This window comes from Thauera humireducens, from assembly GCF_001051995.2.
In the GTDB taxonomy this organism is placed as follows: domain Bacteria; phylum Pseudomonadota; class Gammaproteobacteria; order Burkholderiales; family Rhodocyclaceae; genus Thauera; species Thauera humireducens.
This window is the reverse complement of record NZ_CP014646.1, coordinates 3,413,344-3,436,662: the sequence shown is the minus strand read 5'-3', so window position 1 is coordinate 3,436,662 and position 23,319 is coordinate 3,413,344. Positions and strand designations below refer to the sequence as shown.

The 23,319-nt window shown below is 66.3% G+C and carries 20 protein-coding genes and 1 riboswitch; of the genes, 11 read left to right on the top strand and 9 right to left on the bottom strand.

Features of this window, described 5'->3' with window-relative positions; translation table 11 throughout:
- Positions 1-18: 18 nt before the first annotated feature.
- The 3 genes from metH to AC731_RS15940 all read right to left on the bottom strand — a co-directional run bounded on the left by metH (position 19) and on the right by AC731_RS15940 (position 5,032).
- Positions 19-3,717: a methionine synthase gene (metH, locus tag AC731_RS15950; RefSeq protein ID WP_048707524.1), complete on the bottom strand. Its 3,699-nt coding sequence runs from the start codon at positions 3,715-3,717 to the stop codon at positions 19-21.
- Positions 3,718-3,793: 76 nt separating this feature from the next.
- Positions 3,794-3,870: riboswitch (S-adenosyl-L-homocysteine riboswitch) on the bottom strand.
- Between the two features lie 63 nt (positions 3,871-3,933).
- Complete coding sequence (locus AC731_RS15945; RefSeq protein WP_156480735.1) at positions 3,934-4,527, bottom strand: hypothetical protein; 594 nt, start codon at positions 4,525-4,527, stop codon at positions 3,934-3,936.
- A gap of 13 nt (positions 4,528-4,540) precedes the next feature.
- Positions 4,541-5,032 carry a hypothetical protein gene (locus AC731_RS15940; RefSeq protein WP_004260277.1) on the bottom strand — a complete coding sequence of 164 codons (492 nt, stop codon included), beginning with the start codon at positions 5,030-5,032 and terminating at the stop codon, positions 4,541-4,543.
- A gap of 123 nt (positions 5,033-5,155) precedes the next feature.
- Between AC731_RS15940 and AC731_RS15935 the strand changes: the two genes are divergently transcribed.
- The 7 genes from AC731_RS15935 to AC731_RS15905 all read left to right on the top strand — a co-directional run bounded on the left by AC731_RS15935 (position 5,156) and on the right by AC731_RS15905 (position 12,074).
- Positions 5,156-6,268: a branched-chain amino acid ABC transporter substrate-binding protein gene (locus tag AC731_RS15935; RefSeq protein WP_004260273.1), complete on the top strand. Its 1,113-nt coding sequence runs from the start codon at positions 5,156-5,158 to the stop codon at positions 6,266-6,268.
- A 472-nt stretch (positions 6,269-6,740) separates the two neighbouring features.
- Positions 6,741-7,856, top strand: coding sequence for a branched-chain amino acid ABC transporter substrate-binding protein (locus AC731_RS15930; RefSeq protein WP_048707521.1), 1,116 nt, complete (start codon positions 6,741-6,743; stop codon positions 7,854-7,856).
- A 160-nt stretch (positions 7,857-8,016) separates the two neighbouring features.
- On the top strand, positions 8,017-8,949 hold the full coding sequence (locus AC731_RS15925) for a branched-chain amino acid ABC transporter permease (protein WP_004260224.1): 933 nt from the start codon (positions 8,017-8,019) through the stop codon (positions 8,947-8,949).
- A gap of 15 nt (positions 8,950-8,964) precedes the next feature.
- A complete protein-coding gene (locus AC731_RS15920) occupies positions 8,965-10,062 on the top strand; it encodes an ABC transporter permease subunit (protein ID WP_004260221.1) in 1,098 nt (365 codons plus the stop codon).
- Positions 10,059-10,832 (top strand): ABC transporter ATP-binding protein, encoded by a 774-nt coding sequence (locus AC731_RS15915; RefSeq protein ID WP_048707519.1) that lies wholly within the window; start codon positions 10,059-10,061, stop codon positions 10,830-10,832. The genes AC731_RS15920 and AC731_RS15915 overlap by 4 nt, the downstream gene beginning before the upstream one ends.
- On the top strand, positions 10,822-11,556 hold the full coding sequence (locus AC731_RS15910) for an ABC transporter ATP-binding protein (protein ID WP_004260215.1): 735 nt from the start codon (positions 10,822-10,824) through the stop codon (positions 11,554-11,556). Before AC731_RS15915 ends, AC731_RS15910 begins: the two co-directional genes overlap by 11 nt.
- Before the next feature lie 125 nt (positions 11,557-11,681).
- Positions 11,682-12,074 (top strand): rhodanese-like domain-containing protein, encoded by a 393-nt coding sequence (locus tag AC731_RS15905; protein ID WP_004260211.1) that lies wholly within the window; start codon positions 11,682-11,684, stop codon positions 12,072-12,074.
- 48 nt (positions 12,075-12,122) lie between these two features.
- On the opposite strand, the gene AC731_RS15900 is transcribed toward AC731_RS15905, so the two are convergent.
- On the bottom strand, positions 12,123-13,625 hold the full coding sequence (locus tag AC731_RS15900) for a YifB family Mg chelatase-like AAA ATPase (RefSeq protein ID WP_004260207.1): 1,503 nt from the start codon (positions 13,623-13,625) through the stop codon (positions 12,123-12,125).
- Between the two features lie 90 nt (positions 13,626-13,715).
- On the bottom strand, positions 13,716-13,973 hold the full coding sequence (locus AC731_RS15895) for an accessory factor UbiK family protein (RefSeq protein WP_004260204.1): 258 nt from the start codon (positions 13,971-13,973) through the stop codon (positions 13,716-13,718).
- Between the two features lie 279 nt (positions 13,974-14,252).
- On the opposite strand from AC731_RS15895, the gene AC731_RS15890 reads away from it, so the two are divergent.
- The 3 genes from AC731_RS15890 to AC731_RS15880 are packed head-to-tail and all read left to right on the top strand — an operon-like array spanning position 14,253 to position 16,689.
- Positions 14,253-14,975, top strand: a complete 723-nt coding sequence (locus AC731_RS15890) for a TorF family putative porin (protein ID WP_048707515.1) — start codon at positions 14,253-14,255, stop codon at positions 14,973-14,975.
- Between the two features lie 29 nt (positions 14,976-15,004).
- Positions 15,005-15,343, top strand: coding sequence for a P-II family nitrogen regulator (gene glnK, locus AC731_RS15885; RefSeq protein WP_004260191.1), 339 nt, complete (start codon positions 15,005-15,007; stop codon positions 15,341-15,343).
- Between the two features lie 14 nt (positions 15,344-15,357).
- Positions 15,358-16,689: an ammonium transporter gene (locus AC731_RS15880; RefSeq protein WP_004260186.1), complete on the top strand. Its 1,332-nt coding sequence runs from the start codon at positions 15,358-15,360 to the stop codon at positions 16,687-16,689.
- Positions 16,690-16,856: 167 nt separating this feature from the next.
- On the opposite strand, the gene AC731_RS15875 is transcribed toward AC731_RS15880, so the two are convergent.
- The 3 genes from AC731_RS15875 to thrH all read right to left on the bottom strand — a co-directional run bounded on the left by AC731_RS15875 (position 16,857) and on the right by thrH (position 19,903).
- Complete coding sequence (locus AC731_RS15875; RefSeq protein ID WP_237266547.1) at positions 16,857-18,278, bottom strand: aspartate kinase; 1,422 nt, start codon at positions 18,276-18,278, stop codon at positions 16,857-16,859.
- Positions 18,279-18,401: 123 nt separating this feature from the next.
- A complete protein-coding gene (gene purU / locus AC731_RS15870) occupies positions 18,402-19,277 on the bottom strand; it encodes a formyltetrahydrofolate deformylase (protein WP_004260172.1) in 876 nt (291 codons plus the stop codon).
- Positions 19,278-19,291: 14 nt separating this feature from the next.
- Entirely contained in the window at positions 19,292-19,903 is a 612-nt protein-coding gene (gene thrH / locus AC731_RS15865) for a bifunctional phosphoserine phosphatase/homoserine phosphotransferase ThrH (RefSeq protein ID WP_004260169.1), read from the bottom strand.
- A gap of 179 nt (positions 19,904-20,082) precedes the next feature.
- Between thrH and AC731_RS15860 the strand changes: the two genes are divergently transcribed.
- Positions 20,083-21,285, top strand: coding sequence for an HD-GYP domain-containing protein (locus tag AC731_RS15860; protein WP_048707511.1), 1,203 nt, complete (start codon positions 20,083-20,085; stop codon positions 21,283-21,285).
- A 32-nt stretch (positions 21,286-21,317) separates the two neighbouring features.
- Here AC731_RS15860 and AC731_RS15855 read toward each other — a convergent pair whose 3' ends face one another.
- Entirely contained in the window at positions 21,318-23,261 is a 1,944-nt protein-coding gene (locus AC731_RS15855) for an ATP-binding cassette domain-containing protein (RefSeq protein ID WP_048710247.1), read from the bottom strand.
- Positions 23,262-23,319: the final 58 nt, after the last annotated feature.

Sequence of the window (23,319 nt, the reverse complement as noted above, 5' to 3'; positions counted from 1 at the left end):
GCACATAACAGACCGCGATTACAGCAGCGGCGCCAGCCAGCGCGCCGCTTCCTCCACCTCCATGCCGGTACGCCGCGCCCAGTCCTCGAGCTGGTCACGGCCGATTTTCGGGATGGCGAAGTAGTGGCTTTCCGGATGCGCGAAGTAGAAGCCGCTGACCGCGGCGGCCGGGGTCATCGCGTAGCTCTCGGTGAGGTCCATGCCGATGCGCTCGCGCACGCCCAGCAGCTCGAACAGCGGCCCCTTGACCGTGTGATCCGGGCAGGCCGGGTAGCCCGGCGCCGGGCGGATGCCGCGGTACTGCTCGGCGATGAGCGCCTCGTTGTCGAGGGTCTCGTCGGCGGCATAGCCCCAGCATTCGCGGCGCACGCGCTCGTGCAGCCATTCGGCGCAGGCCTCGGCCAGGCGGTCGGCCAGGCTCTTGAGCATGATGGCGTGGTAGTCGTCGTGCGCGGCCTCGAACTCGGCAAGCTTGGCCTCGATGCCCAGCCCGGCGGTCACGGCGAAAGCGCCGACCCAGTCCGCCACACCCGACGCCTTGGGCGCCACGAAGTCCGCCAGGCACCAGTGCGGTTTGCCCGCCGGGCGCTCGTGCTGCTGCCGCAGGCCGTGCCACACCATGGCCAGGTGCTTGCGATCCTCGCCGGTGTAGATCTCGATGTCGTCGCCCACCGCATTGGCCGGGAACAGGCCGAACACCGCCTTGGCCTGCAGCCAGTTCTCGGCGACGAGCTTGTCGAGCATGGCCTTGCCGTCGGCAAAGACACTGCGCGCGGTCTCCCCCACCACCTCGTCGTCGAGGATGGCGGGGAAGCGGCCGGCGAGGTCCCAGGTCTGGAAGAAGGGGCCCCAGTCGATGTAATTCACCAGCTCGCCGAGTTCGACGTCGATCGCCTGCACGCCGAGCATGTTCGGACGCGGCGGTTCATAGTCGGCGGCGACGCGGAAAGCGTTGGCGCGCGCGGCCTCGACGCCGACCAACTGCACGCCCTTCTTGTTGGCGTGCAGGGCGCGGATCTTCTCGTAGTCGGCGGCCACCTCGGCCTTGAACGACTCGCTCTGCCCCTCCGACAGCAGCGCCGTGACCACGCCCACCGCGCGCGAGGCGTCGGGCACGTACACCACCGCCTGATCGTAGTGCGGCGCGATCTTGATCGCGGTGTGGTTGCGGCTGGTGGTGGCGCCGCCGATCAGCAGCGGCACGGAAAAGCCCTGGCGCTTCATCTCGGCGGCGACATGGCTCATCTCCTCCAGCGACGGGGTGATCAGGCCGGACAGGCCGATCGCCTGCGCGCCGTGCTCCTTGGCCGCCTCCAGGATCTTGGCTGCCGGCACCATCACGCCGAGGTCGATCACCTCGTAGCCGTTGCAGCCGAGCACCACGCCGACGATGTTCTTGCCGATGTCGTGCACGTCGCCCTTCACCGTCGCCATGATGATGCGGCCCTTGCTGCTGGCGCCGGTGCGCAGCTTCTCGGCCTCGATGTAGGGGATGAGGTGCGCGACCGCCTGCTTCATCACGCGCGCCGACTTCACCACCTGGGGCAGGAACATCTTGCCCGCGCCGAAGAGGTCGCCGACCACGCTCATGCCCGCCATCAGCGGCCCTTCGATCACGGCCAGCGGCGGCTTGCCCTCGGCCTCGAGCTTGGCACGCACCTCCTCGGTGTCGGCAACGACGAACTCGGTGATGCCCTTCACCAGCGCGTGCGACAGGCGCTCTTCCACCGACCACGCGCGCCAGGCCAGGTCCTGCGCGGATTCCTTGGCCTGGCCCTTCACCGTCTGCGCCAGCTCGACCAAGGCCTCGCCCGCCCCGGGCTTGCGGTTCATCACCACGTCCTCGACCTTGTCGCGCAGCGCCGGATCGAGTTCGTCATACACGCCGAGCTGGCCGGCGTTGACGATGCCCATCGACAGCCCGGCCTTGATCGCGTGGTACAGGAACACGGTGTGGATCGCCTCGCGCACCGGGTCGTTGCCGCGGAAGCTGAAGGACACGTTCGACACCCCGCCCGAGGTCTTGGCGTACGGCAGGTTCTCCTTGATCCAGGCCACGGCGTTGATGAAGTCGACCGCGTAGTTGTCGTGCTCCTCGATGCCGGTGGCGATGGCGAAGATGTTGGGGTCGAAGATGATGTCTTCCGGCGGGAAGCCGGCGCCGCCCTCGGCCACCGGCTTGGTGAGCAGCGTGTAGGCGCGCTCGCAGATCTCGGTCTTGCGGCGGAAGGTGTCGGCCTGGCCCTGCTCGTCGAAGGCCATCACGATCACCGCCGCACCGTAGCGGCGCGCGAGGCGCGCCTGGCGCAGGAACTCGGCCTCGCCCTCCTTCATCGAGATGGAGTTGACCACGCCCTTGCCCTGGATGCATTTGAGGCCGGCCTCGATCACCGACCACTTCGACGAATCGAGCATGATCGGCACGCGCGAGATGTCCGGCTCGGTTGCGATGAGCTTGCAGAAGCGGTCCATGGCGGCGACCGAGTCCAGCATCGCCTCGTCCATGTTGATGTCGATGACCTGGGCGCCGTTCTCGACCTGCTGGCGCGCCACCGCGAGCGCGTCGTCGAAGCGGCCCTCGAGGATCATGCGTGCGAAGGCCTTGGAGCCGGTGACGTTGGTGCGTTCGCCGACGTTGACGAACAGGGCGTCGCTGCCGACGTTGAAGGGCTCGAGGCCGGACAGGCGCAGCTTCTTGTCGATGACGGGCACGGCACGCGGCGCGAGGCCCTGGACAACTTCGGCGAGCGCCGCGATATGCGCCGGCGTGGTGCCGCAGCAGCCGCCGACGATGTTCACCAGGCCGCTCTGCGCCCACTCGCGGATCTGGCCCGCGAGGTGCTCGGGCGTCTCGTCGTAGCCGGTGGGCGACAGCGGGTTGGGCAGGCCGGCGTTGGGGTGGGCCGACACATGGGTGTCGCAGGCGTTGGACAGCTCCTCGACGTACTGGCGCAGCTGGTCGGCGCCGAGCGCGCAGTTGAGACCGAAGCTGATCGGTTGCGCATGTGACAGCGAGTTCCAGAAGGCTTCGGCAGTCTGGCCCGACAGCGTGCGGCCCGAGGCGTCGGTGATCGTGCCCGAGATCATCACCGGCCAGCGCTTGCCGAGGTCGTCAAAGAGCTTCTCGATCGCGAACACCGCGGCCTTGGCGTTCAAGGTGTCGAACACGGTCTCGATCAGCAGGATGTCGGCGCCACCTTCCAGCAGCCCCTTGGCCGAGTCGTAGTAGTCGTCGGCAAGCGCATCGAAGCTGATGTTGCGAAAACCGGGGTCGTTCACATCCGGCGAGATCGACAGCGTGCGCGAGGTCGGCCCGAGCACGCCGGCGCAGTAACGCGGCCTGGCGGGGTTCTTCGCGGTGTATTCGTCGCACAGCTCGCGCACCAGGCGGGCACCCTCGACGTTGAGCTCGTAGGCCAGCGCCTCCAGCCCGTACTCCGCCTGCGACACGCGGGTGGCGTTGAAGGTGTTGGTCTCGATGATGTCCGCACCGGCCTCGAGATAGGCGCGGTGGATGCCGGCGACCACGTCGGGGCGGGTCAGCACCAGCAGGTCGTTGTTGCCCTTGAGATCCTTGGGGTGATCGATGAAGCGATCGCCACGGTAGTCCGCTTCGCCCAGCTTTTCCTGCTGGATCATCGTGCCCATCGCGCCGTCCAGGATCAGGATGCGCTCGGCGAGAAGCTGGCGGAGTTCGGTGCTGCGATCGGCTTGCATGGCGGGGTCCTCGGTCGTTCGACGGCTGCCGGGCAACGCCACGCACAAAAGCGAACGGCGCCACAAACCGGCTGAAGGTTTGTGAGCGCCGTTGATCGGTTGCCGAGCCTGGCCCTCGCAGGTTCAGTCGGGGTCGCAGCGCTCCTCGGCAGGGGGCGAATTGTATCGACTCACGCCGAGACTTGCCAAGCGCAAAAGCGACTTGGCGACAGGGACTTACCAGTAGGGAAAGTAGGGGTGCGGCGGAAAGAACGGGTGGCGGTAATAGGAGGGGTGCGGGTAGCCCCACCCGCCCCAGAACGGCCCTTCGCGCGGATAGACGTAGGTCTGGCTCGTCCGCACCACCTTGCCGTCGATGAAGTGCACGTTGAACAGCGTGGCGATGCCCGGACCGTAGTTGCGCACGTTCCAGTCCCACACCTCTTCACCCGACAGGCGGAAGATCTGTTCCGAGCGATGCTCGCCGAGCAGACGGTCGACTTCCTCGCGCGTCATGCCCTTCTGCACGCGCGCCAGGTTCTCTTCGTCGAGCGCATCCCACTGCCGCAACACGATGCCGCCCGCGTCGACCTGCACCATCAGGCAGCTGCGCCCGTAGGGTTGCGTGGCGTACTCGAGCGTAGTGGTACCGTCGTCGTTCTGCCAGCGCCGCGTGGGCTCGCCCTTGGCCGCCAGAGTCTCGGCCTCGGTGGTGAAGGGGCGCGGCGGCGCGTACGTCACGCAGCCGGCCAACTGCAACGCCCCCAGCATCGCCAGCAACATGCCGACCCCGCGCAGCCGCCGCAGTGGCAACAGCTTGAAGACATTCATGACCTTCCTCCGGTCAGCGTCGATATTGCGTGTAACGGCCGGAGCCGACGACACGGCCCTCGGTATTGAAAGACACGGTGAAGAACTCCGGTTCGCTTGCCGTGCCCACACCATGGCTGACCTTCCATTCCCACACGGTTTCATGCTTGAGCTGGAAGAACTGGCTGCGCGCCGGCTTGCCGAGCAGGCGGCGCACCTCGTCGCCGCTCATGCCATTGACCACCCGGGCGAAGTTCTGTTCGTTCAGGACCTGGTCGATCTGGCGCAGGATATCGTCCGGCCCGATCGTGATCATGAAGCATTCGATGCCCTCGGGCTGACGGGTGTACTCCCAGGTGACCGAACCGTCCTCGTTCTTCCACTCCATCCTTGGCGGCCCGAAGCGTTCGCGCACCTCCGTCGCCGTCGACACGCCTGGCTTGAGCTCGCGCAGATTGAAGTAGTCGCAGGCGGTGATGCCTAGCGCAGAGAGCATCGCGCACAACCAGGCAAGCAGGCGTTTCATCCTTCCGTATTCCCCAATCCCTCGCACCTGCCGGACGACAGGCCACTGGGCTAGAATCGATCATCACCCCGGGATTTGCAACGCCCACGCGGTGACTCTTTGCAACCTTCGGAGACACGCCCCATGAAGAAGACCCTGCTTGCTCTCGCCCTGGTCAGCGCAGGCTTTGCCGCTCACGCCCAGACGGTCGTCAAGATCGGCCACGCCGGCCCGCTGACCGGCCCGATCGCGCATTTCGGCAAGGACGGCGAATTCGGCGCCCGCCTGGCACTGGAGGACGCCAATGCCAAAGGCCTCACCATCGGCGGCAAGCCGGTCAAGTTCGAGCTGCTCAGCGAGGACGACCAGGGCGACCCGCGCACGGCCACCACCGCTGCACAACGCCTGACCGACGCGGGCGTGGTCGGCGTCGTCGGCCACACCACCTCCGGCGCCTCGATTCCTGCCTCGCGCGTGTATGAACAAGCGGGCGTGCCGGTGATCACGCCCTCGTCCACCAGCCCCAAGCTGACGCAGCAGAACTACAAGGTCACCTACCGCGTCATCGCCAACGACCTGCAGCAGGGCGAGGCCATGGCGAAGTACGCGGTCGAGAAGCTGCAGGTGAAGAAGTTCGCCATCATCGACGACCGTACTGCTTACGGTCAGGGCCTGGCCGACGCCTTTGCCGAAAGCGTCAAGAAGCAGGGCGGCGAAGTGGTGGGCCGTGAGTTCACCAACGACAAGGCCACCGACTTCACCGCCATTCTCACCAAGATCAAGGGCCGCACCCCCGACGCGGTGTTCTACGGTGGCATGGACGCCCAGGGTGCGCCGATGCTGCGCCAGATGCGCCAGCTCGGCATCGCCTCCACCTTCCTCGGCGGCGACGGCACCTGCACCGGCGAAATGCTGAAACTGGCCGGCGACGCGATCAACGACAAGGTGTTTTGCACCCAGGCCGGCATCCCGCTGTCGATGATGCCCGGCGGCGGCGAGTTCCTGTCGCGCTTCAAGCAGCGCTTCAACGTCGACGTGCTGCTCTACGCCCCGTATGCCTACGACGCCGCCACCGCGCTGATCGAAGGCATGAAGGCCGCCGACTCCACCGATCCGGCCAAATACCTGCCGGCGATGCAGAAGGTGAACTTCAAGGGCGTCACCGGCAACATCGCCTTCGATCCCAAGGGCGACATCAAGGAAGGCGGGGTGAGCCTGTACGGCTTCGCCAATGGCAAGTGGGAGCCGCTGAAGTAAGCACGACAACGCGAACGAGGGCGCCATGATGGTGCCCACGCACACGATGGGTGCAACAAGACGGGGGCGCAATCAGCGCCCCCGTCTGCGTTTACGCGCTGGATGACCCGAGGCGATGACCGTGATCAGGGTTATCCGCAACTGGCACGGATTGTGCATTGCATCATCGTTGTCCGACACACAGAAAGGCTCGGATGAGCTCCATTGCAGCGATTGATTGCGAGTTTGCCGACTAACGAGGCTTTTTGTTGCTGCAACGCACCAGGAAAAGGCCGTGCGTCCTCAAACGGCCGCACGTTCCGGCGCCCCGTTTTTGTGCAGAATACGAAAACCTTTGTCACAGAGCCGGTTCTGGCCGGCGTGGCAGGAGGAGAAGGGGCCAGGGACAACGGCTCCGACGAGGGGAGACAAGACCTCGCAGATGCGTCGGACAACAACATCGTCATCCATTGATATCGCTGGAGAATCGAGCATGAAGAAAAGCATCGTTGCAGTCGCGGTCATGAGCATCGGTCTGGGCGCTGCCCACGCCCAGGAAGTCGTCAAGCTCGGCAGCGCAGCGCCGCTGACCGGCACCATCTCGCACCTTGGCAAGGATCTGGAAAACGGCAGCCGCATGGCGGTCGATGCGATCAACGCCCAGGGCGGCGCCGATATCGGCGGCAAGAAGATCAAGTTCGAGCTGATCGGCGAGGACGATCAGGCCGACCCGCGTACCGGCACCACGGTGGCGCAGCGTCTGGTGGATGCGGGCGTCAAGGGCGTGATCGGACACCTGAACTCGGGCACCTCGATTCCGGCTTCGCGCATCTACGACCAGGGCGGCGTGCCACAGATCTCGCCGGCATCGACCAACCCCAAGCTGACGCAGCAGAACTTCAAGGGCGTGTTCCGCACCATCGCCAACGACGTGCAGCAGGGCGGTGCACTGGGCACTTTCGCGGTGAAGACGCTGGGCGCCGCCAAGGTCGCGATCATCGACGACCGCACCGCCTACGGCCAGGGCCTGGCGGACGAGACCGACAAGGCGGTGAAGGCGGCCGGCGCCCAGGTCGTCGCGCGTGAATTCACCACCGACAAGGCCACCGACTTCAACGCCATCCTGACGAAGATCCGCGCCACCAACCCGGACGTGATCTTCTTCGGCGGCATGGACGCCCAGGCCGGCCCGATGCTGCGCCAGATCAAGCAACTCGGCATCAACGCCAAGTTCCTGACTGGCGACGGCGGCTGCAGCCCGGAAATGATCAAGCTCGCGGGCGACGCCATCAATGCGACCACCTATTGCTCGATGGCTGGCCTGCCGCTGGACAAGATGCCTGGCGGCGCCAAGTTCCGTGCCGACTACAAGGCACGCTTCAACGGCGAAGTGCAGCTCTACGCGCCCTATGCCTACGACGCCGCGATGGCGATCGTGAAGGCGATGGAAAAGGCGGGCTCGGTCGAGCCGTCCAAGTATCTGCCCGAGCTGAAGAAGATCAACTTCGACGGTGTCACCGGCAATGTCTCCTTCGACGACAAGGGCGACATCAAGGAAGGCGCGGTCACGATGTACCAGTTCAAGGACGGTACCTGGGTCGCGCTGTAAGCATCGGCAGCCCCTCACGCGCCCCGCGTGAGGGGCAAGGCCTGGAGAGTGCTTCGCCGCGCAGCCTCCAGACCTTGCCCCTCAGAGTCGTCCTGCCTGACCGCCACCCGGACCAACAGGCTCCTTCCCAAGGCCTCACCTGCTCAGCGACCCGTCCAAAATGGAAACCCTCATCCAACAACTCATCAACGGTCTGGTGATCGGCAGCGTGTATGCGCTGATCGCACTGGGCTACACGATGGTCTATGGCATCCTCGGCCTCATCAACTTCGCCCACGGCGACGTGCTGATGGTCGGCGCCCTGACCGCACTGCAGACCATGATGTTCCTGATGGGCGTCGCACCCGGAATGTCGCCCATCTACATGCTCACCATCGCGTTGATGGTCGCCATCCCCGTGTGCATGACGCTGGGCTTCCTGATGGAACGTCTCGCCTACCGGCGATTGCGCAATGCCCCCCGCCTGGCGCCGCTGATCACCGCGATCGGCATGTCCTTCCTGCTACAAACCGTGGCGATGATCATCTGGGGACGCAACTACCACACCTTCCCGCAGCTGATCTCGACCACGCCGCTGGAACCAATCCCGGGGGTATTCATCACCCCGGTGCAGGTCGTCATCATCCTGGCCTCGGCCGCGATCATGATCGGGCTGACGCTGCTCGTGACCCGCACCAAGATCGGCCGCGCGATGCGCGCCACCGCCGAGAACCACCGCGTCGCCAGCCTGATGGGGGTCGACACCAACGCGGTGATCGCCTTCACCTTCGTCGTCGGCGCCGCACTGGCCGCGGTAGCGGGCGTGATGTTCGCCAGCAACTACGGCATCGCCCACTACGGCATGGGCTTCATGCCCGGCCTCAAGGCCTTCACCGCCGCGGTGCTGGGCGGCATCGGCAACCTGGGCGGCGCCATGCTCGGCGGCATCGTGCTCGGCCTGGTCGAGTCCTTCGGTGCCGGCTACATCGAACACATGACCTTCGGCTTCCTGAACTCGTCCTACCAGGACATCTTCGCCTTCATCATCCTGGGCCTGGTGCTGATCTTCAAGCCCACCGGCCTGCTCGGCGAACGCGTGTCGGATCGGGCCTAAGGGGGCCGCACAACCATGAACGAACTCGTCTCCGCCGTCCCCTACCTGGGCAAGCGCAACCCGATGGCTGCGCGCTGGCTCATCATCATCATCGCCCTGGTGGCGCCGATCATCGCCTGGCAGTTCGGCAAGAGCTGGGTGCGCATCCTCGACTTCGCGCTGCTGTACATGATGCTGGCGCTGGGCCTGAACCTGGTGGTGGGCTTCGCCGGCCTGCTCGACCTGGGCTACATCGCGTTCTACGCCGTCGGGGCCTACACCTTCGCCTTCCTCGCCTCGCCGCACTTCGACATCCACCTGCCGTTCTGGCTGGTACTGCCGCTCGGGGCGGCCTTCGCCGCACTCGCGGGGATCATGCTGGGCTTTCCGGTCCTGCGATTACGAGGGGACTACCTCGCGATCGTGACCCTCGGCTTCGGCGAGATCATCCGCATCTTCATGCTGAACCTGAACTACCCGATCAACATCACCAACGGGCCGCAGGGCATCAACATGATCGACCCGATCAACCTGTTCGGCTGGGATCTGTCGCGCAACCTGCAGGTCACCGAAACCTTCTCGATCAACTCGCTGTTCCTGTACTACTACTTCTTCCTGCTGTGCGTGGCGGGCTCGATCCTGTTCATCCAGCGCCTGCAGATCTCGCGCGTCGGCCGCGCCTGGGCGGCGATGCGTGACGACGAGCTGGCGGCCAAGGCCATCGGCATCAACACGCGCAACATGAAGCTGCTGGCATTCTCGCTCGGCGCCACCTTCGGCGGCGTGGCGGGCGCGCTGTTCGGCGCCTTCCAGGGCTTCGTCAGCCCCGAGAGCTTCAGCCTGATGGAATCCATCGCCGTGCTGACGATGGTGGTGTTCGGCGGCATGGGCAACATCGCCGGCGCCATCATCGGCGCCTTCGTGCTCGCCCTGCTGCCCGAGATCCTGCGCGACGTCGCCGTGCCGCTGCAGCAGACGCTGTTCGGCACCGTGATCCTCGACCCCGAAGTGCTCCGCATGCTGCTGTTGTCGCTCGCCATGATCCTGATGATGCTGCTCCGCCCCTCGGGCATGATCCCCGCCCGCGCCCGCTACGCCCACCCCGAGAACATGAAGCAGGGAGGTGCGCAGTGATCACCCTGCTCGAAGCCCGTAACATCGGCAAGCGCTTCGGTGGCCTGCAGGCGTTGACCGACGTATCGCTGACCATCCGCAAGGGCGAGATCTATGGCCTGATCGGCCCCAACGGCGCCGGCAAGACCACCTTCTTCAACGTGCTGACCGGCGCCTACACGCCGGACGGCGGCGAGTTCGTGTTCAACGGCAGCGAACTGCCCGCCGGCAAGCCACACAAGATCGTCGGCCGCGGCATTGCCCGCACCTTCCAGAACATCCGCCTGTTCCGCGACCTCACCGCGCTCGAGAACGTCATGGCCGGCCACCACATCCGCACCAAGGCGGGCGTGTGGGGCATCCTGACGTGGAACCGCTTCACCCGCGAGGAAGAGCGACTGACCACGCAGCGCGCCTACGAGCTGCTCAATTACGTGGGCATTGGCCGCTTCGCCGACGTGGTGTCGAAGAACCTGTCCTACGGCGACCAGCGCCGGCTGGAGATCGCCCGCGCGCTCGCCACCGAGCCGCAGCTGCTGGCGCTCGACGAACCCGCCGCCGGCATGAACGCCACCGAAACCGCGCAGCTCAAGCTGCTGATCGAGCAGATCCGTCACGACGGCATCACGGTGATGCTGATCGAGCACGACGTGAAGCTGGTGATGGGCCTGTGCGACCGCGTCGCGGTGCTGGACTTCGGCAAGAAGATCGCCGAGGACGTGCCCGCGGTGGTGCAGAAGAACGAAGCAGTCATCGCCGCCTACCTGGGCGGAGGCAAGCATGCACACTAATCCCACCTCCCCGCTGCTGCAGCTGCAGAACCTGCAGATCGCCTACGGCGGCATCCAGGCCGTCAAGGGCATCGACCTCGACCTGTGGGCGGGCGAACTCGTCTGCCTGATCGGCGCCAACGGCGCCGGCAAGACCACCACGCTCAACGCCATCGCCGGCGTGCTGCCGGTCGCCGGCGGCGACATCCTGTATGGCGGCGACCGGATGAACACCGTGCCGGCCCACAAGCGCCTGCGCAAGGGGATTGCACTGGTGCCCGAGGGGCGTGGCATCTTCACCCGCCTGACGGTAGAAGAGAACCTGCGCATGGGCGCCTACACCCGCAACGACAAGGCGGGCATCGAGACCGATCTGGAGCGCGTCTACACCATGCTGCCGCGGGTCAAGGAGCGTCTGCACCAGGTGGCCGGCACGCTGTCGGGCGGGGAGCAGCAGATGGTGGCCATCGGCCGTGCGCTGCTGTCGCGCCCCAAGCTGCTACTGCTGGACGAGCCGTCGATGGGCCTGGCGCCGCTGGTGGTCGAGAAGATCTTCGAGGTCGTGCAGTCGGTGGCCCGTGAAGGCGTCACCATCCTGCTGGTCGAGCAGAATGCCAACCTGGCACTGGAGTTCGCCCAGCGCGGCTACGTGATGGAATCGGGCAAGATCACGCTGACCGGCACCGGAGACGAGCTGCTGGCCAACCCGAAGGTGCGCGCCGCCTATCTGGGCGAGATCGCCTGACCCCGGCGCCCGACCCGAACGCTCGCCGTCCTGGCGCTGGCCTTGGCCCTGGCCGCGCTGGAAACAGCCGGCAGGCAGTGCATTCGTTGTTCCGAATATAATCCTTCGCCCAAGGAGAACAACGCATGAAGCACATCCCCCCCAAGGAAGCCTATGCCTTCCTGCAGGCAAACCCGGAAGCGCTGCTGATCGATGTGCGCAGCGAGATCGAGTACCTGTTCGTCGGCCATCCCGTCGGCGCGATCCACGTCTCGTGGAACGACGGCCCGGACTGGGAGGTGAACCCGCACTTCGTCGGCGAGGTCAGAAAGCTGGCCGGCAACGGCGGCAAGCGCCCGATCCTGCTGATCTGCCGCTCGGGTAACCGTTCCGAGACGGCAGGCCATACGCTGATCGAGGCCGGCTTCGAAGAGGTCTACAACGTGCAGCATGGCTTCGAGGGCGAACTCGACGAGCGCCACCACCGCAACTCGGTGAATGGCTGGCGTTTCGACGGTCTGCCGTGGGAGCAGTGCTGAGGCGCGCACCACCGCGCTGACCGGACCGCGTTCGGCGCAGCCGTCGCCTCAGCGACCGTCCAGACTGCGGCGGTACTGGATCGCCTCCGCCACATGCGCCGCGCCCGGCTGCGCGGCACCTGCCATGTCGGCCAGCGTGCGCGCCACCCGCAGGATGCGGTGATAGGCGCGCGCCGAGAGATCCAGACGATTCATCGCCTGCTGCAGCAGGGCTGCGCCCGCCGCATCCGGCAGGCAGAAACGTTCCACACCGCGGCTGTCGAGCCGCGCATTCACGTCGCCCTGGCGTTCCATCTGCTGCGCCCGCGCCTGCACCACGCGCGCCCGCACGTCCGCTGACGAGGGCGCCGGGACCGCCGTGGCGAGCTCCTCGTGCGCCAGCACCGGAACCTCGACCACCAGGTCGATGCGGTCCAGCAGCGGCCCGGAGAGTTTTCCGCGATAGCGGGCAACCTGTTCGGGCGTGCACCTGCAGGGCTTTCGCGGGTGTCCCGCATAGCCGCAGGGACAGGGATTCATCGCTGCCACCAACTGGAACCGGGCGGGGAACTCCGCACGTCTGCGGGCGCGCGAGACGCTGATATGGCCTGTTTCCAGCGGTTCGCGCAGGGATTCGAGCACACGGCGGTCGAACTCGGGCAACTCGTCGAGGTAGAGCACCCCGTTGTGGGCCAGCGAGATCTCGCCCGGCCGCGGCGTCGCCCCGCCGCCCACCAGTGCCGCCGCCGAGGCCGAGTGATGCGGACTGCGGAAGGGGCGCTGGGCCCAGCGCGACGCATCGAAACTGCCTTCGAGTGAACACACGGCCGCGGTCTCGAGCGCTTCATGTTCGAGCATGGGTGGCAGCAGGCCGGGCAGCCGCTGCGCCAGCATGGACTTGCCCGTGCCCGGCGGACCGAACAGCAGCAGCGAGTGCGCGCCCGCGGCGGCTACTTCCAGCGCACGGCGCGCCTGGAGCTGCCCGCGCACATCGGCAAGGTCGGGCGCGCACGCCGTGGCGGCAGCGGCCGGATTGTCGAGCACGGTCGGCGGCAGCGGCGTGTGGCCATTGAGGTGCGCCGCCACCGCACACAGGCTGGCCGCCGGCAACACGGTCGCGGTACGCGCCAGCGCCGCTTCGGGCGCGTTGGCCGTCGCCACCACGAGACTGCGCCGCGCACGCCCTGCGGCCAGCGCCACGGCAAGCACGCCGCGCACCGCGCGCAGCTCGCCATTGAGCGACAGCTCGCCGCAGAACTCCAGCCCGTCGAGCAGCCTGCCGGCGACCTGGCCGGAAGCGACAAGAATGCCCACGGCGATCGCCAGATCGAAGCGCCCGCCCTCCTTCGGCAGATCGGCAGGCGCCAGATTGACCGTGATGCGCCGCTGCGGGAACTCGAACTGCGAGGTCTGAAGGGCCGCACGCACCCGGTCGCGCGCCTCGCGTACCTCGGTGTCGGGCAGGCCGACGAGACTGAAGGCGGGCAGGCCGTTGGCCAGATGCACCTCGACCGTGACCTCCGGCGCGTCGAGACCATCGAGTGCGCGGCTGCGCACGAGTGCAAGCGACATGCGGCTCTCCAGACTGGGCGGGGGGCCAGTCTAGCGGAGAACACACTAATGACAAACAGATAAGCCGGACGACATGTCCGGCACCGGAGATCAGGCCGGCTTGTCACCCTCGCCGGCGAGGCGGCGCTCGAGCTCGACAACGCGGGCTTCCAGATCGGCAACCTTCTGGCGCGCATGGGCCAGCACTTCGCGCTGCACCTCGAATTCCTCGCGGGTCACGAGGTCGAGCTTGCCGAAGGCGCTGCCGAGCATGGCCTTGACGTTCTTCTCGATGTCGCGGGCGGGGCTGTTGGCCGCCAGTTCGGAGAGTTTGGAGCCGATTTCGTCGAGAAAGCGCGGAGTAGCCATGATCGGTAGTGAAGTGCCGGTTGTAGACGGTCGAAGTCTAGCACGCCCGCCAAGACTGCCCGGCGTCGGCCGCGGACACCGCGCCGATGCCGATGCACCACATCGGTGCATCACGTCCCGCTTTCGTGCGCGATTTCATCTCGCACCGCAGCAACGCCGCCCGAAAAGCGCCATCGGCGCACGTGAACCCCGCATGAACACTGGATTTCACGAATCTGGCACGCGGCCTGCTAAAGGTTGTTCGTCGGAACCCCTCATCTGTCTCAGGAGAAAACAACCATGCACAAGACCCTTGTCGCCGCCGCCCTCGCCGTCGCCCTTCCCTTCGCGGGGGCAGCCCACGCCGAAGAGAGCCCCTTCTCCGCCAACGTGGGCATCGTGTCGGACTATGCCTACCGCGGCATCAGCCAGACCGACGAGCGTCCGGCCCTGCAGGGCGGCTTCGATTATGCGCACTCGAGCGGCTTCTACGTCGGCGTGTGGGGCTCGAACGTCTCCTGGCTCAATGACGTCGACACCACCGACTCGACCGGCAACAGCCTCGAGATCGACCTCTACGCCGGCTACAGCGGCGAAGCCGGCCCGATCGGCTACGACGTCGGCCTGCTGCAGTACTACTACCCGGGCAGCTACAGCTCGACGTGGAAGACCGAGACCGGCCTGACCAAGCCGAACACGCTGGAGGGCTACATCGGGCTGTCGTGGGAGTTCCTGTCGTTCAAGTACTCCTACTCGTTCACCGACCTGTTCGGCCTGCCGGACTCGGAAGGCAGCCAGTACTACGACCTGGGCGTGTCCTACGAACTGGGCGGCGGATTCAACCTCGACGCGCACTACGGCTACAACGACCTCAAGGGCGGTGACGACTACAAGGACTGGAAGCTCGGCGTGACCAAGGAGCTCGGCGGCTTCGAGTTCGGTCTGCACTACGTCGATACCGACATCAAGGACGTCGACCTCGCCGATGACCGCTTCATCGTGTCGGTCAGCAAGTCCTTCTGATCACCCCGCCAGCTGAACGGGAGAAAACCATGAAATTCATCGCTGCGATCATCAAGCCCTTCAAGCTCGACGAGGTGCGCGAAGCGCTGTCCGCCATCGGTGTGCAGGGCATCACCGTCACCGAGGTCAAGGGCTTCGGCCGCCAGAAGGGCCACACCGAGCTCTACCGCGGCGCCGAGTACGTCGTCGATTTCCTGCCCAAGGTGAAAGTCGAGGCAGCCGTGTCCGACGACCTCCTGGACCAGGCGATCGAGGCCATCGAGAAGTCCGCCGCCACCGGCAAGATCGGCGACGGCAAGATCTTCGTCTTCGAACTGGAACAGGCCATCCGCATCCGCACCGGCGAGACCGGCCCGGACGCGCTGTAAGGGAGATCATCAAAATGAAGAAACGCTTTGCACTTCTGCCGGCGCTGGCCCTCGGTGGCGCGCTTGCCGGCGCATCGGGCGGCGCCTTCGCCCAGGAGGCCGCCGCCGCTGCGGTCGAGGTCAACAAGGGCGATGTGGCCTGGATCATGACGGCCACCCTGCTCGTGCTGATGATGGCCCTGCCCGGCCTCGCACTGTTCTATGGTGGCCTGGTACGCGCCAAGAACATGCTGTCGGTGCTGATGCAGGTCATGACCGTGTTCTCGCTGAATGCCCTGCTGTTCGCCATCTACGGCTACAGCCTGGCCTTCACCGAAGCCAGCCCCTTCATCGGCTCGCTGGACAAGATCTTCCTGTCCGGGGTGACGATCGACACGCTCGCCGACACCTTCACCGAGACCGTGAAGCTGCCCGAGTTCGCCTTCATCGCGTTCCAGGCCACCTTCGCCGGCATCACCGGTGCGCTCATCGTCGGCGCCTTCGCCGAACGCATGAAGTTCTCCGCGGTGCTGATCTTCTCGGTGATCTGGTTCACCTTCTGCTACCTGCCTATCTGCCACATGGTATGGGGCCCGGGCGGCTACCTGCTGGAGGACGGCGCGCTCGACTTCGCCGGCGGCACCGTGGTGCACATCAACGCCGGCGTCGCCGGCCTGGTGGGCGCCTACATGGTGGGCAAGCGCATCGGCTTCGGTCGCGAATCGATGGCGCCGCACAGCCTGACGCTGACCATGGTCGGTGCCTCGCTGCTGTGGGTGGGCTGGTTCGGCTTCAACGCCGGCTCCAACCTCGAAGCCACCTCGGGCGCCGCGCTGGCCTTCATCAACACGCTGGTGGCCACGGCTGCCGCGGTGCTGGCCTGGTCGCTGGGTGAGGCACTGCTGAAGGGCAAGCCCTCGATGCTGGGTGCGGCGTCGGGCGCGGTGGCCGGCCTGGTCGCCATCACCCCGGCCTGCGGTTCGGTCGGCCCGATGGGCGCCATCGTCATCGGCCTGCTGTCGGGCTTCATCTGCCTGTGGGGCGTGAATGGCCTGAAGCACATGCTCGGCGCGGACGACGCACTCGACGTGTTCGGGGTGCATGGCGTGGGCGGCATCGTCGGCGCCATCCTGACCGGCGTGTTCGCGGCCCCGTCGCTGGGCGGCACCGGCGGCGAGGACTTCGCGATGGGTGCGCAGGTGTGGATCCAGACCTGGAGCGTGATCATCACCATCGTGTGGTCCGCCGTGGTCGCCTTCGTCGCCTACAAGATCGCGGACGTCCTGGTCGGCCTGCGCGTGCCGGAAGAGGAAGAGCGCGAGGGCCTGGATATCACCGCCCACGGCGAAACCGCCTACCGGATGTAAGCGGGAACGATGTCACCTGCGGAGCCGGTCCTCCCCGGCTTCGTTTTAACGCGGCGCTCCACGGAGCGCCGTTTTTTTTCGCGCCGGGTGTGCGCAAAGAAAGCGGGGCGGCCCGAAGGCCGCCCCGATCGCATTCCTCGCCCTGCGCGAACGCGGGAGCAGGACGCTCAGGCCCGGGGCACCGGCACGCCGGGATTGACGCACAGCGCCTGGTTGAGGGCGACGATCGCCTTCTTGTAGTCGCTGCGCTCGATGATGAACTGCATGTTCACCTGGCGCAGGGTCTGCGACACGCAGTTGACGTTGACGCCCGCGTCCGCCAGCGTCTGCGCCGCGCGCGCGAGCACGCCGGGAATGCTGATGTTGGAGCCGATCGCGCACACGATGGCGCTGGGCTTCACCGTCACCACTTCGTAGCGCGCCTCCAGCTCGGCGATGAGCTCGGCCGTCACCGAGCTTTCCCACAGCACGTGGGCGATCGAGTTGGCGTTGGTGGCCTTCAGGATGTAGGAGATGCCGTGCCTGCAGAAGATCTCCATCAGCCCCAGGTCGAAGCCAACGGTGCCGACCATGCTCGGGTCGTGGATCTCGACCAGCGTGACCTTGTCGCTGCCGGTCACCATCTCGACGCGGGCGCGTTCGCCCACGTAGTCCTTGGTGATCAGCGTGCCCGGATGGTCGGGCTCGAAGGTGTTCTTCAGGCGGATCGCGATGCCGGCCAGCTCGATCGGCTTGGCCGCCTTCGGGTGGATGGCCTCCATGCCGACGTCGGCGAGCTGGTCGGCGACGTCGTAGTTGGTCGCCCCCACGACCACCGCATTCTCGAGGCCGACCAGATTGGGGTCGGCGGAGGACAGGTGGAACTCCTTGTGGATGACGGCTTCGGCGGGGCGCAGCTCGACGGCGATCTTGCTGAAGGTGACCTCGGAATAGCCGCGGTCGAACTCGCGCATGATGCCTTCGGTGCCCTTGGTGTAGCCGGTGGCGACGATGACGTTGTTGGCGAGATCCAGGCCCTTGAAGCTGTTCTGGATGCGCTCGTCGATGGTCCAGGCTTCGTCGTCGTGGAAGCCCGCGAGATCGAGCAGGATGGCCTTGACGCCATTGGCCTTGAGCATCTCGACACTGTTGAACGCGCTGTGCGACTCACCGATCGAGGCCAGCACCTCGCGCGCGGCGAGCAGCACGTCCTTGCGACTGATGTAGCCGCTGGCGAGGACGTGGTGCATGGCCTCGAGGTACTTCTTGACCTCGCCGATACGGGTATCGACGAAGGCGTCGGCCACATCCAGCGGCAGGCCGAGATCGGCGAAACCGGCGTTGAGCTTCTTCAGGCTGGCCGCCAGGCCATCCAGCGCGGCGTGGTAGTTCGCACCGTCGGCGAACAGCGCGTAGATGCCCGGCTCACCGGTCTTCTTGTGTTCCAGCAGCTGGTTCGTCACGCCCGAATAGGCGGACACCACGTAGATGCGCCCGTAGATGCGCGACTTGTCGTGGAGCATGATGTGGCGCAGCACATCGCCGAATGCCGACATCGAAGTGCCACCGATTTTCTCGACCGTGAGCATGTTCTTTCCCGAGTTGTGCATGAGGTGTATCCCAGTTCTTTTTGCGGACCGCCCGAAACCCGACATCGTATTGTCTTGATGGGGATTTGGACATAGGCGGGCCACGGTCCCGGCCTCGCCGGGCGGGGCGAGCGCCCCGATCGCTCAGCGGAACACGATGGTCTTGTTGCCGTGCACCAGCACCCGGTCTTCAAGGTGGTAGCGCAGGCCGCGGGCGAGCACCGTCTTCTCGATGTCCTTGCCGTAGCGGACCATGTCCTCGACCGCGTCCGAGTGGTCGATGCGGATCACGTCCTGCTCGATGATCGGCCCCTGGTCCAGGTCGGCGGTGACGTAATGGCAGGTGGCGCCGATGAGCTTGACGCCCTTGGCCCAGGCCTGGTGGTAGGGCTTGGCGCCGACGAAGCTGGGCAGGAAGCTGTGATGGATGTTGATGATGCGGCCGGGGTAGGCGGCACACAGCTCCGGCGACAGGATCTGCATGTAGCGCGCCAGCACCATGGTGTCGCCGCGCACTTCCTCGAAGATGCGCTGCACTTCGGCGTAGGCCGAAGCCTTGTTGTCGGCGGTGACCGGCACGTGATGGAAGGGAATGCCGTGCCACTCGACGAAGCCGCGGAAGGCGTCATGGTTGGAGATCACGCACGGGATCTCGATGTCGAGTTCCTTCGACTGCCAGCGTGCGAGCAGGTCGTACAGGCAGTGCTCCTGCTTGCTGACCAGCATCACGACGCGCTTCTTGACCGCGGAGTCGCTGATCTTCCACTCCATCTCGAGTTCCTCCGCCAGCGGGCGGAAGCGCTCGCGGAACTCGGCAAGGTGAAAGGGCAGCGAGTCGGCCTTGATCTCGATGCGCATGAAGTAGCGACCGACCGACTCGCCTTCGGCCGGTTGCTCGGCGTGCAGCGAGGTCTCGAGGATCCAGCCCTTGTGCTCGGCGATGAAGCCGGAGACCTTGGCGACGATGCCGACGCGGTCGGGGCAGGAGGCGGACAGGGTGTAGAAGCGTTCGCGGTGCATGGCGTGTGGGTGCCTCAGCCGGCGCGGGCAAATGCTTTGTCGATCTCGGCGCGCAGGGCGGCGTAGTCGCGCACCACCGGATACTGCGGGAACTCGCGCACCACGTTCTCCGGCGGGTGGAACAGGATGCCGCCGTGGGCCTCGCCCAGCATCGCGGTATCGTTGTACGAGTCGCCCGCGGCCACGACCTTGAAGTTCAGTTCCTTGAAGCGCTTGACGGCCTCGCGCTTCTGGTCGGGCATGCGCAGGTGGTAGTTGACCAGGATGCCCTCGGCGTTGGCTTCGAGACTGTGGCAGAACAGGGTCGGCAGGCCGAGCTGCTTCATCAGCGGCTTGGCGAACTCGTAGAAGGTGTCGGACAGGATCACCACCTGGTAGGTGTCGCGCAGATCGTCGAGGAAGGCGCGCGCACCCTCCATCGGCCCCATGCTGGCGATCACGTCCTGAATGTCGGGCAGGCCCAGCTTCTTCTCCGCCAGGATGTTCAGGCGGTACTTCATCAGCGTGTCGTAGTTGGGCTCGTCACGCGTGGTGCGGCGCAGCTCGGGGATGCCGGTACGCTCGGCGAATTCGATCCAGATTTCGGGGACCAGCACACCTTCGAGGTCGAGACAGACGATACGCACTGCACACTCCTGCAGACAATATTTGGCCAAGGCCGCGATTCTAGCATTCGCCTCCGGCACTGTCGGTCGGGCGACGACAAGCACGGTCAGTGTGGTCAACTTCTCGAAGCGGGCAACATCCCGGTGGCAGGCACGGCACGCGAATCGGATAATTCCGGCAAATTCACTCCAAAATTCAGATGATCAAGCTCATCCCCATCGAGAAGCTCCAGCCCGGCATGTACATCCACGACCTGAACTGCGGGTGGATGGAACATAACTTTCTGCGCAACCGCTTCGCGGTGAAGTCCGACGAGGACGTCACCAAGGTGCGCGAACTGGGCGTGCATGAGATCTACATCGACATCGGCCAAGGGCTCGATGTCGAGCAGGCGCCGACACAGGAAGAGGCCGCCCATCAGGTCAACGAGGCGCTGGAGGCGATCGCCAAGAACACCGCGACACCGCCCCGGCACGACGCGGTGCAGCGCGAAGTGGGACGTGCCCACAGCCTGCACAACGAAGCCAACCGCATCGTGCGCGACATGATGGGCGACATCCGGCTCGGCAAGCAGATCCAGCTCGAGCAGATCGAGCCGCTGGTCGAACGCATCGTCGACTCGATCTTCCGCCAGCAGGATGCGATGCTGCCGCTGGCGCGGCTCAAGGAGCACGACGAGTACACCTTCCAGCACTCGGTCTCGGTGTGCGCGCTGATGACCTCGTTCGCGCGCACGCTGAAGCTGCCGCGCGACATCATCCACGAGATCGCCGTCGGCGCCCTGCTGCACGACGTGGGCAAGGCCAAGGTACCCGACGAGATCCTGAACAAGCCGGCCAAGCTCACAGACGCCGAGTTCCTGAAGATGAAGAGCCACGTCGTGCAGAGCAAGATCATCCTGCAGGGCACGCCGGGCATCAGCCAGGTCGCGCTGGACGTGGCGGCGCAGCACCACGAGCGCTTCGACGGCACTGGCTACCCGAACAAGCTCAAGGGCGACGAGATCAGCCTGTACGGCCAGATGGGGGCGATCGTCGACGTGTATGACGCGATCACCTCCAACCGCGTCTATCACAAGGGCATGGCGCCGACCGAAGCGCTGCGCAAGCTGCTAGAGTGGAGCAAGTTCCACTTCAACCCGACGCTGGTGCAGGCCTTCATCCGCGCCGTCGGCATCTACCCCACCGGTTCGCTGGTGCGCCTGGAGAGCCGCCGCCTCGCCGTGGTGCAGGCGCAGAACCCCGAGAACCTCATGCAGCCGGTGGTGAAGGTGATGTTCCACTCCCGTGGCTACTACATGACGCCCGAGATCGTGGATCTGCGCCGCTCGCAGGACCGCATCGTCGGCCACGAGGACTTCGAGGCCTGGAACATCGACCCCGCGCGCTGGCTGCCGGAATAGGCGATCGGCAGCAGGCTGCGAGGTCGCCCGCTTCAGTCGGCGGGAATCGCCTCCAACGCCTCGTGCAGTTCCAGCCAGCGCAGCTCGGCCTCCTCGATGCGCCCGGCAAGTTCGGCCTGGCGCTTGTTGAGCGCCGGCACCTCGCCCGCCTGCGGGCCGGTGTAGAGCGCCGGGTCGGCAAGCTGCGCGTCGATCTCGGCCTTTTCCTTGTTCCAGGCGGCCAGGCGCTTGTCGATCTGCTCGATCTCCTTCACCAGCGGCCGGCGCGCGGCCAGCCGCGCCTGGCGGTCGGCCGCGGCCTGGGCGCGGTCGGCCTTGCGCGCAGCCTTGTCGGCGGCCTGATCGGGGCAGGCTGCGGCAGCGGCGACTTCCGCCCGGCGGGTGGCGAGCCAGTCGCGGTAGTCGTCGAGGTCGCCATCGAAGGGCTGGATACACCCGCCGTCGACCAGCAGGAAACGATCGCAGGTGGCACGCAGCAGCGCGCGATCGTGCGACACCAGCACCATTGCGCCCTCGTAGTCCTGCAGCGCCATCGTCAGTGCGTGGCGCATCTCGAGGTCGAGGTGGTTGGTCGGCTCGTCGAGCAGCAGCAGGTTGGGCCGCTGCCAGATCAGCAGCGCCAGCGCCAGGCGCGACTTCTCGCCGCCGGAGAACGGGCCGCAGGGGGTGGTCGCCGGCGTGGAGGTGCCGCCCACGCCGTCGCCGCGGAAGTCGAAGCCGCCGAGATAGTCGCGCAGCTCCTGCTCGCGCGTCTGCGGGTCGAGGCGGACCATGTGCTGCAGCGCCGACTCGTCCGGGCGCAGGGTCTCGAGCTGATGCTGGGCGAAGTAGCCGGTGGCCAGCCCCTTGCCTTCCAGCCGGCGGCCGCTGGCGAGCTGCAACTCGTGGGCGAGCAGCTTGATCAGCGTCGACTTGCCGGCGCCATTGCGCCCGAGCAGGCCGACGCGCTCGCCGGGGCGCAGGGTCAGCGTGATGCGCTCGAGCACCGTCTTGTCGCCGTAGCCGACTGCGCCGTCCTCGATCTGCAGCAGCGGGTCGGGCGCCGGCGGCGCGTCACGGAAGCCGAAGGTGAAGGGCGTGTCCACATGCGCCGCGGCGATGCGCTCCATGCGCTCGAGCGCCTTGATCCGGCTCTGCGCCTGGCGGGCCTTGGTGGCCTTGGCGCGGAAGCGGCGGATGTAGTCTTCCATGTGCGCGATCTCGCGCTGCTGCTTGTCGAACATCGCCTGCTGCTGCAGCAGGCGCTCGCCGCGCTGGCGCTCGAAGTCGGAATAGCCGCCGGTATAGAGCGCGAGCCTCTGCTGCTCGATGTGGGCAATGTGGGTGACGCAGGCGTCGAGGAACTCGCGGTCGTGCGAGATCAGCAACAGCGTGCCGCGGTAGTCGCGCAGCCAGGCCTCGAGCCAGATCACCGCGTCGAGGTCGAGGTGGTTGGTGGGCTCGTCGAGCAGCAGCAGGTCGGAACGGCACATCAGCGCCTGCGCCAGGTTCAGGCGCATGCGCCAGCCGCCGGAGAAATCGGACACCGGACGCTCGATGTCCGCGGGCAGGAAGCCGAGACCGTCGAGCAGCGCTGCCGCGCGCGAACGCGCCGCATAGCCGCCGATCTCGTGCAGGCGGGCGTGGAGTTCACCGATATGCGCGCCGATGTGCTCGCCATCGTGGGCGGCCTCGGCGGCAGCCAGTTCGGCCTCGATGCGGCGCAACTCGGCGTCGCCGTCGAGCACGTAGTCGATCGCCGGCTGCGGCAAACCGGGCGTTTCCTGCGCGACGTGCGCGATCACCCAGCCGGGCGGCATGTCGAGGTCGCCCTGGTCGGGGTGGAGTTGGTCGCGCAGCATGGCGAACAGGCTGGACTTGCCGCTGCCGTTGGCACCGGTGAGGCCGACCTTCCAGCCGGGGTGGATCTGCAGCGTGGCGCCCTCGATGAGGACCCTGGCGCCGCGCGCGAGGCGCAAATTGCGAAGACTGATCACGAACGGATACACGGCCGCAGGGCCGCGAAAGCAGGTAAAGGCGCTATTCTACGCGCCA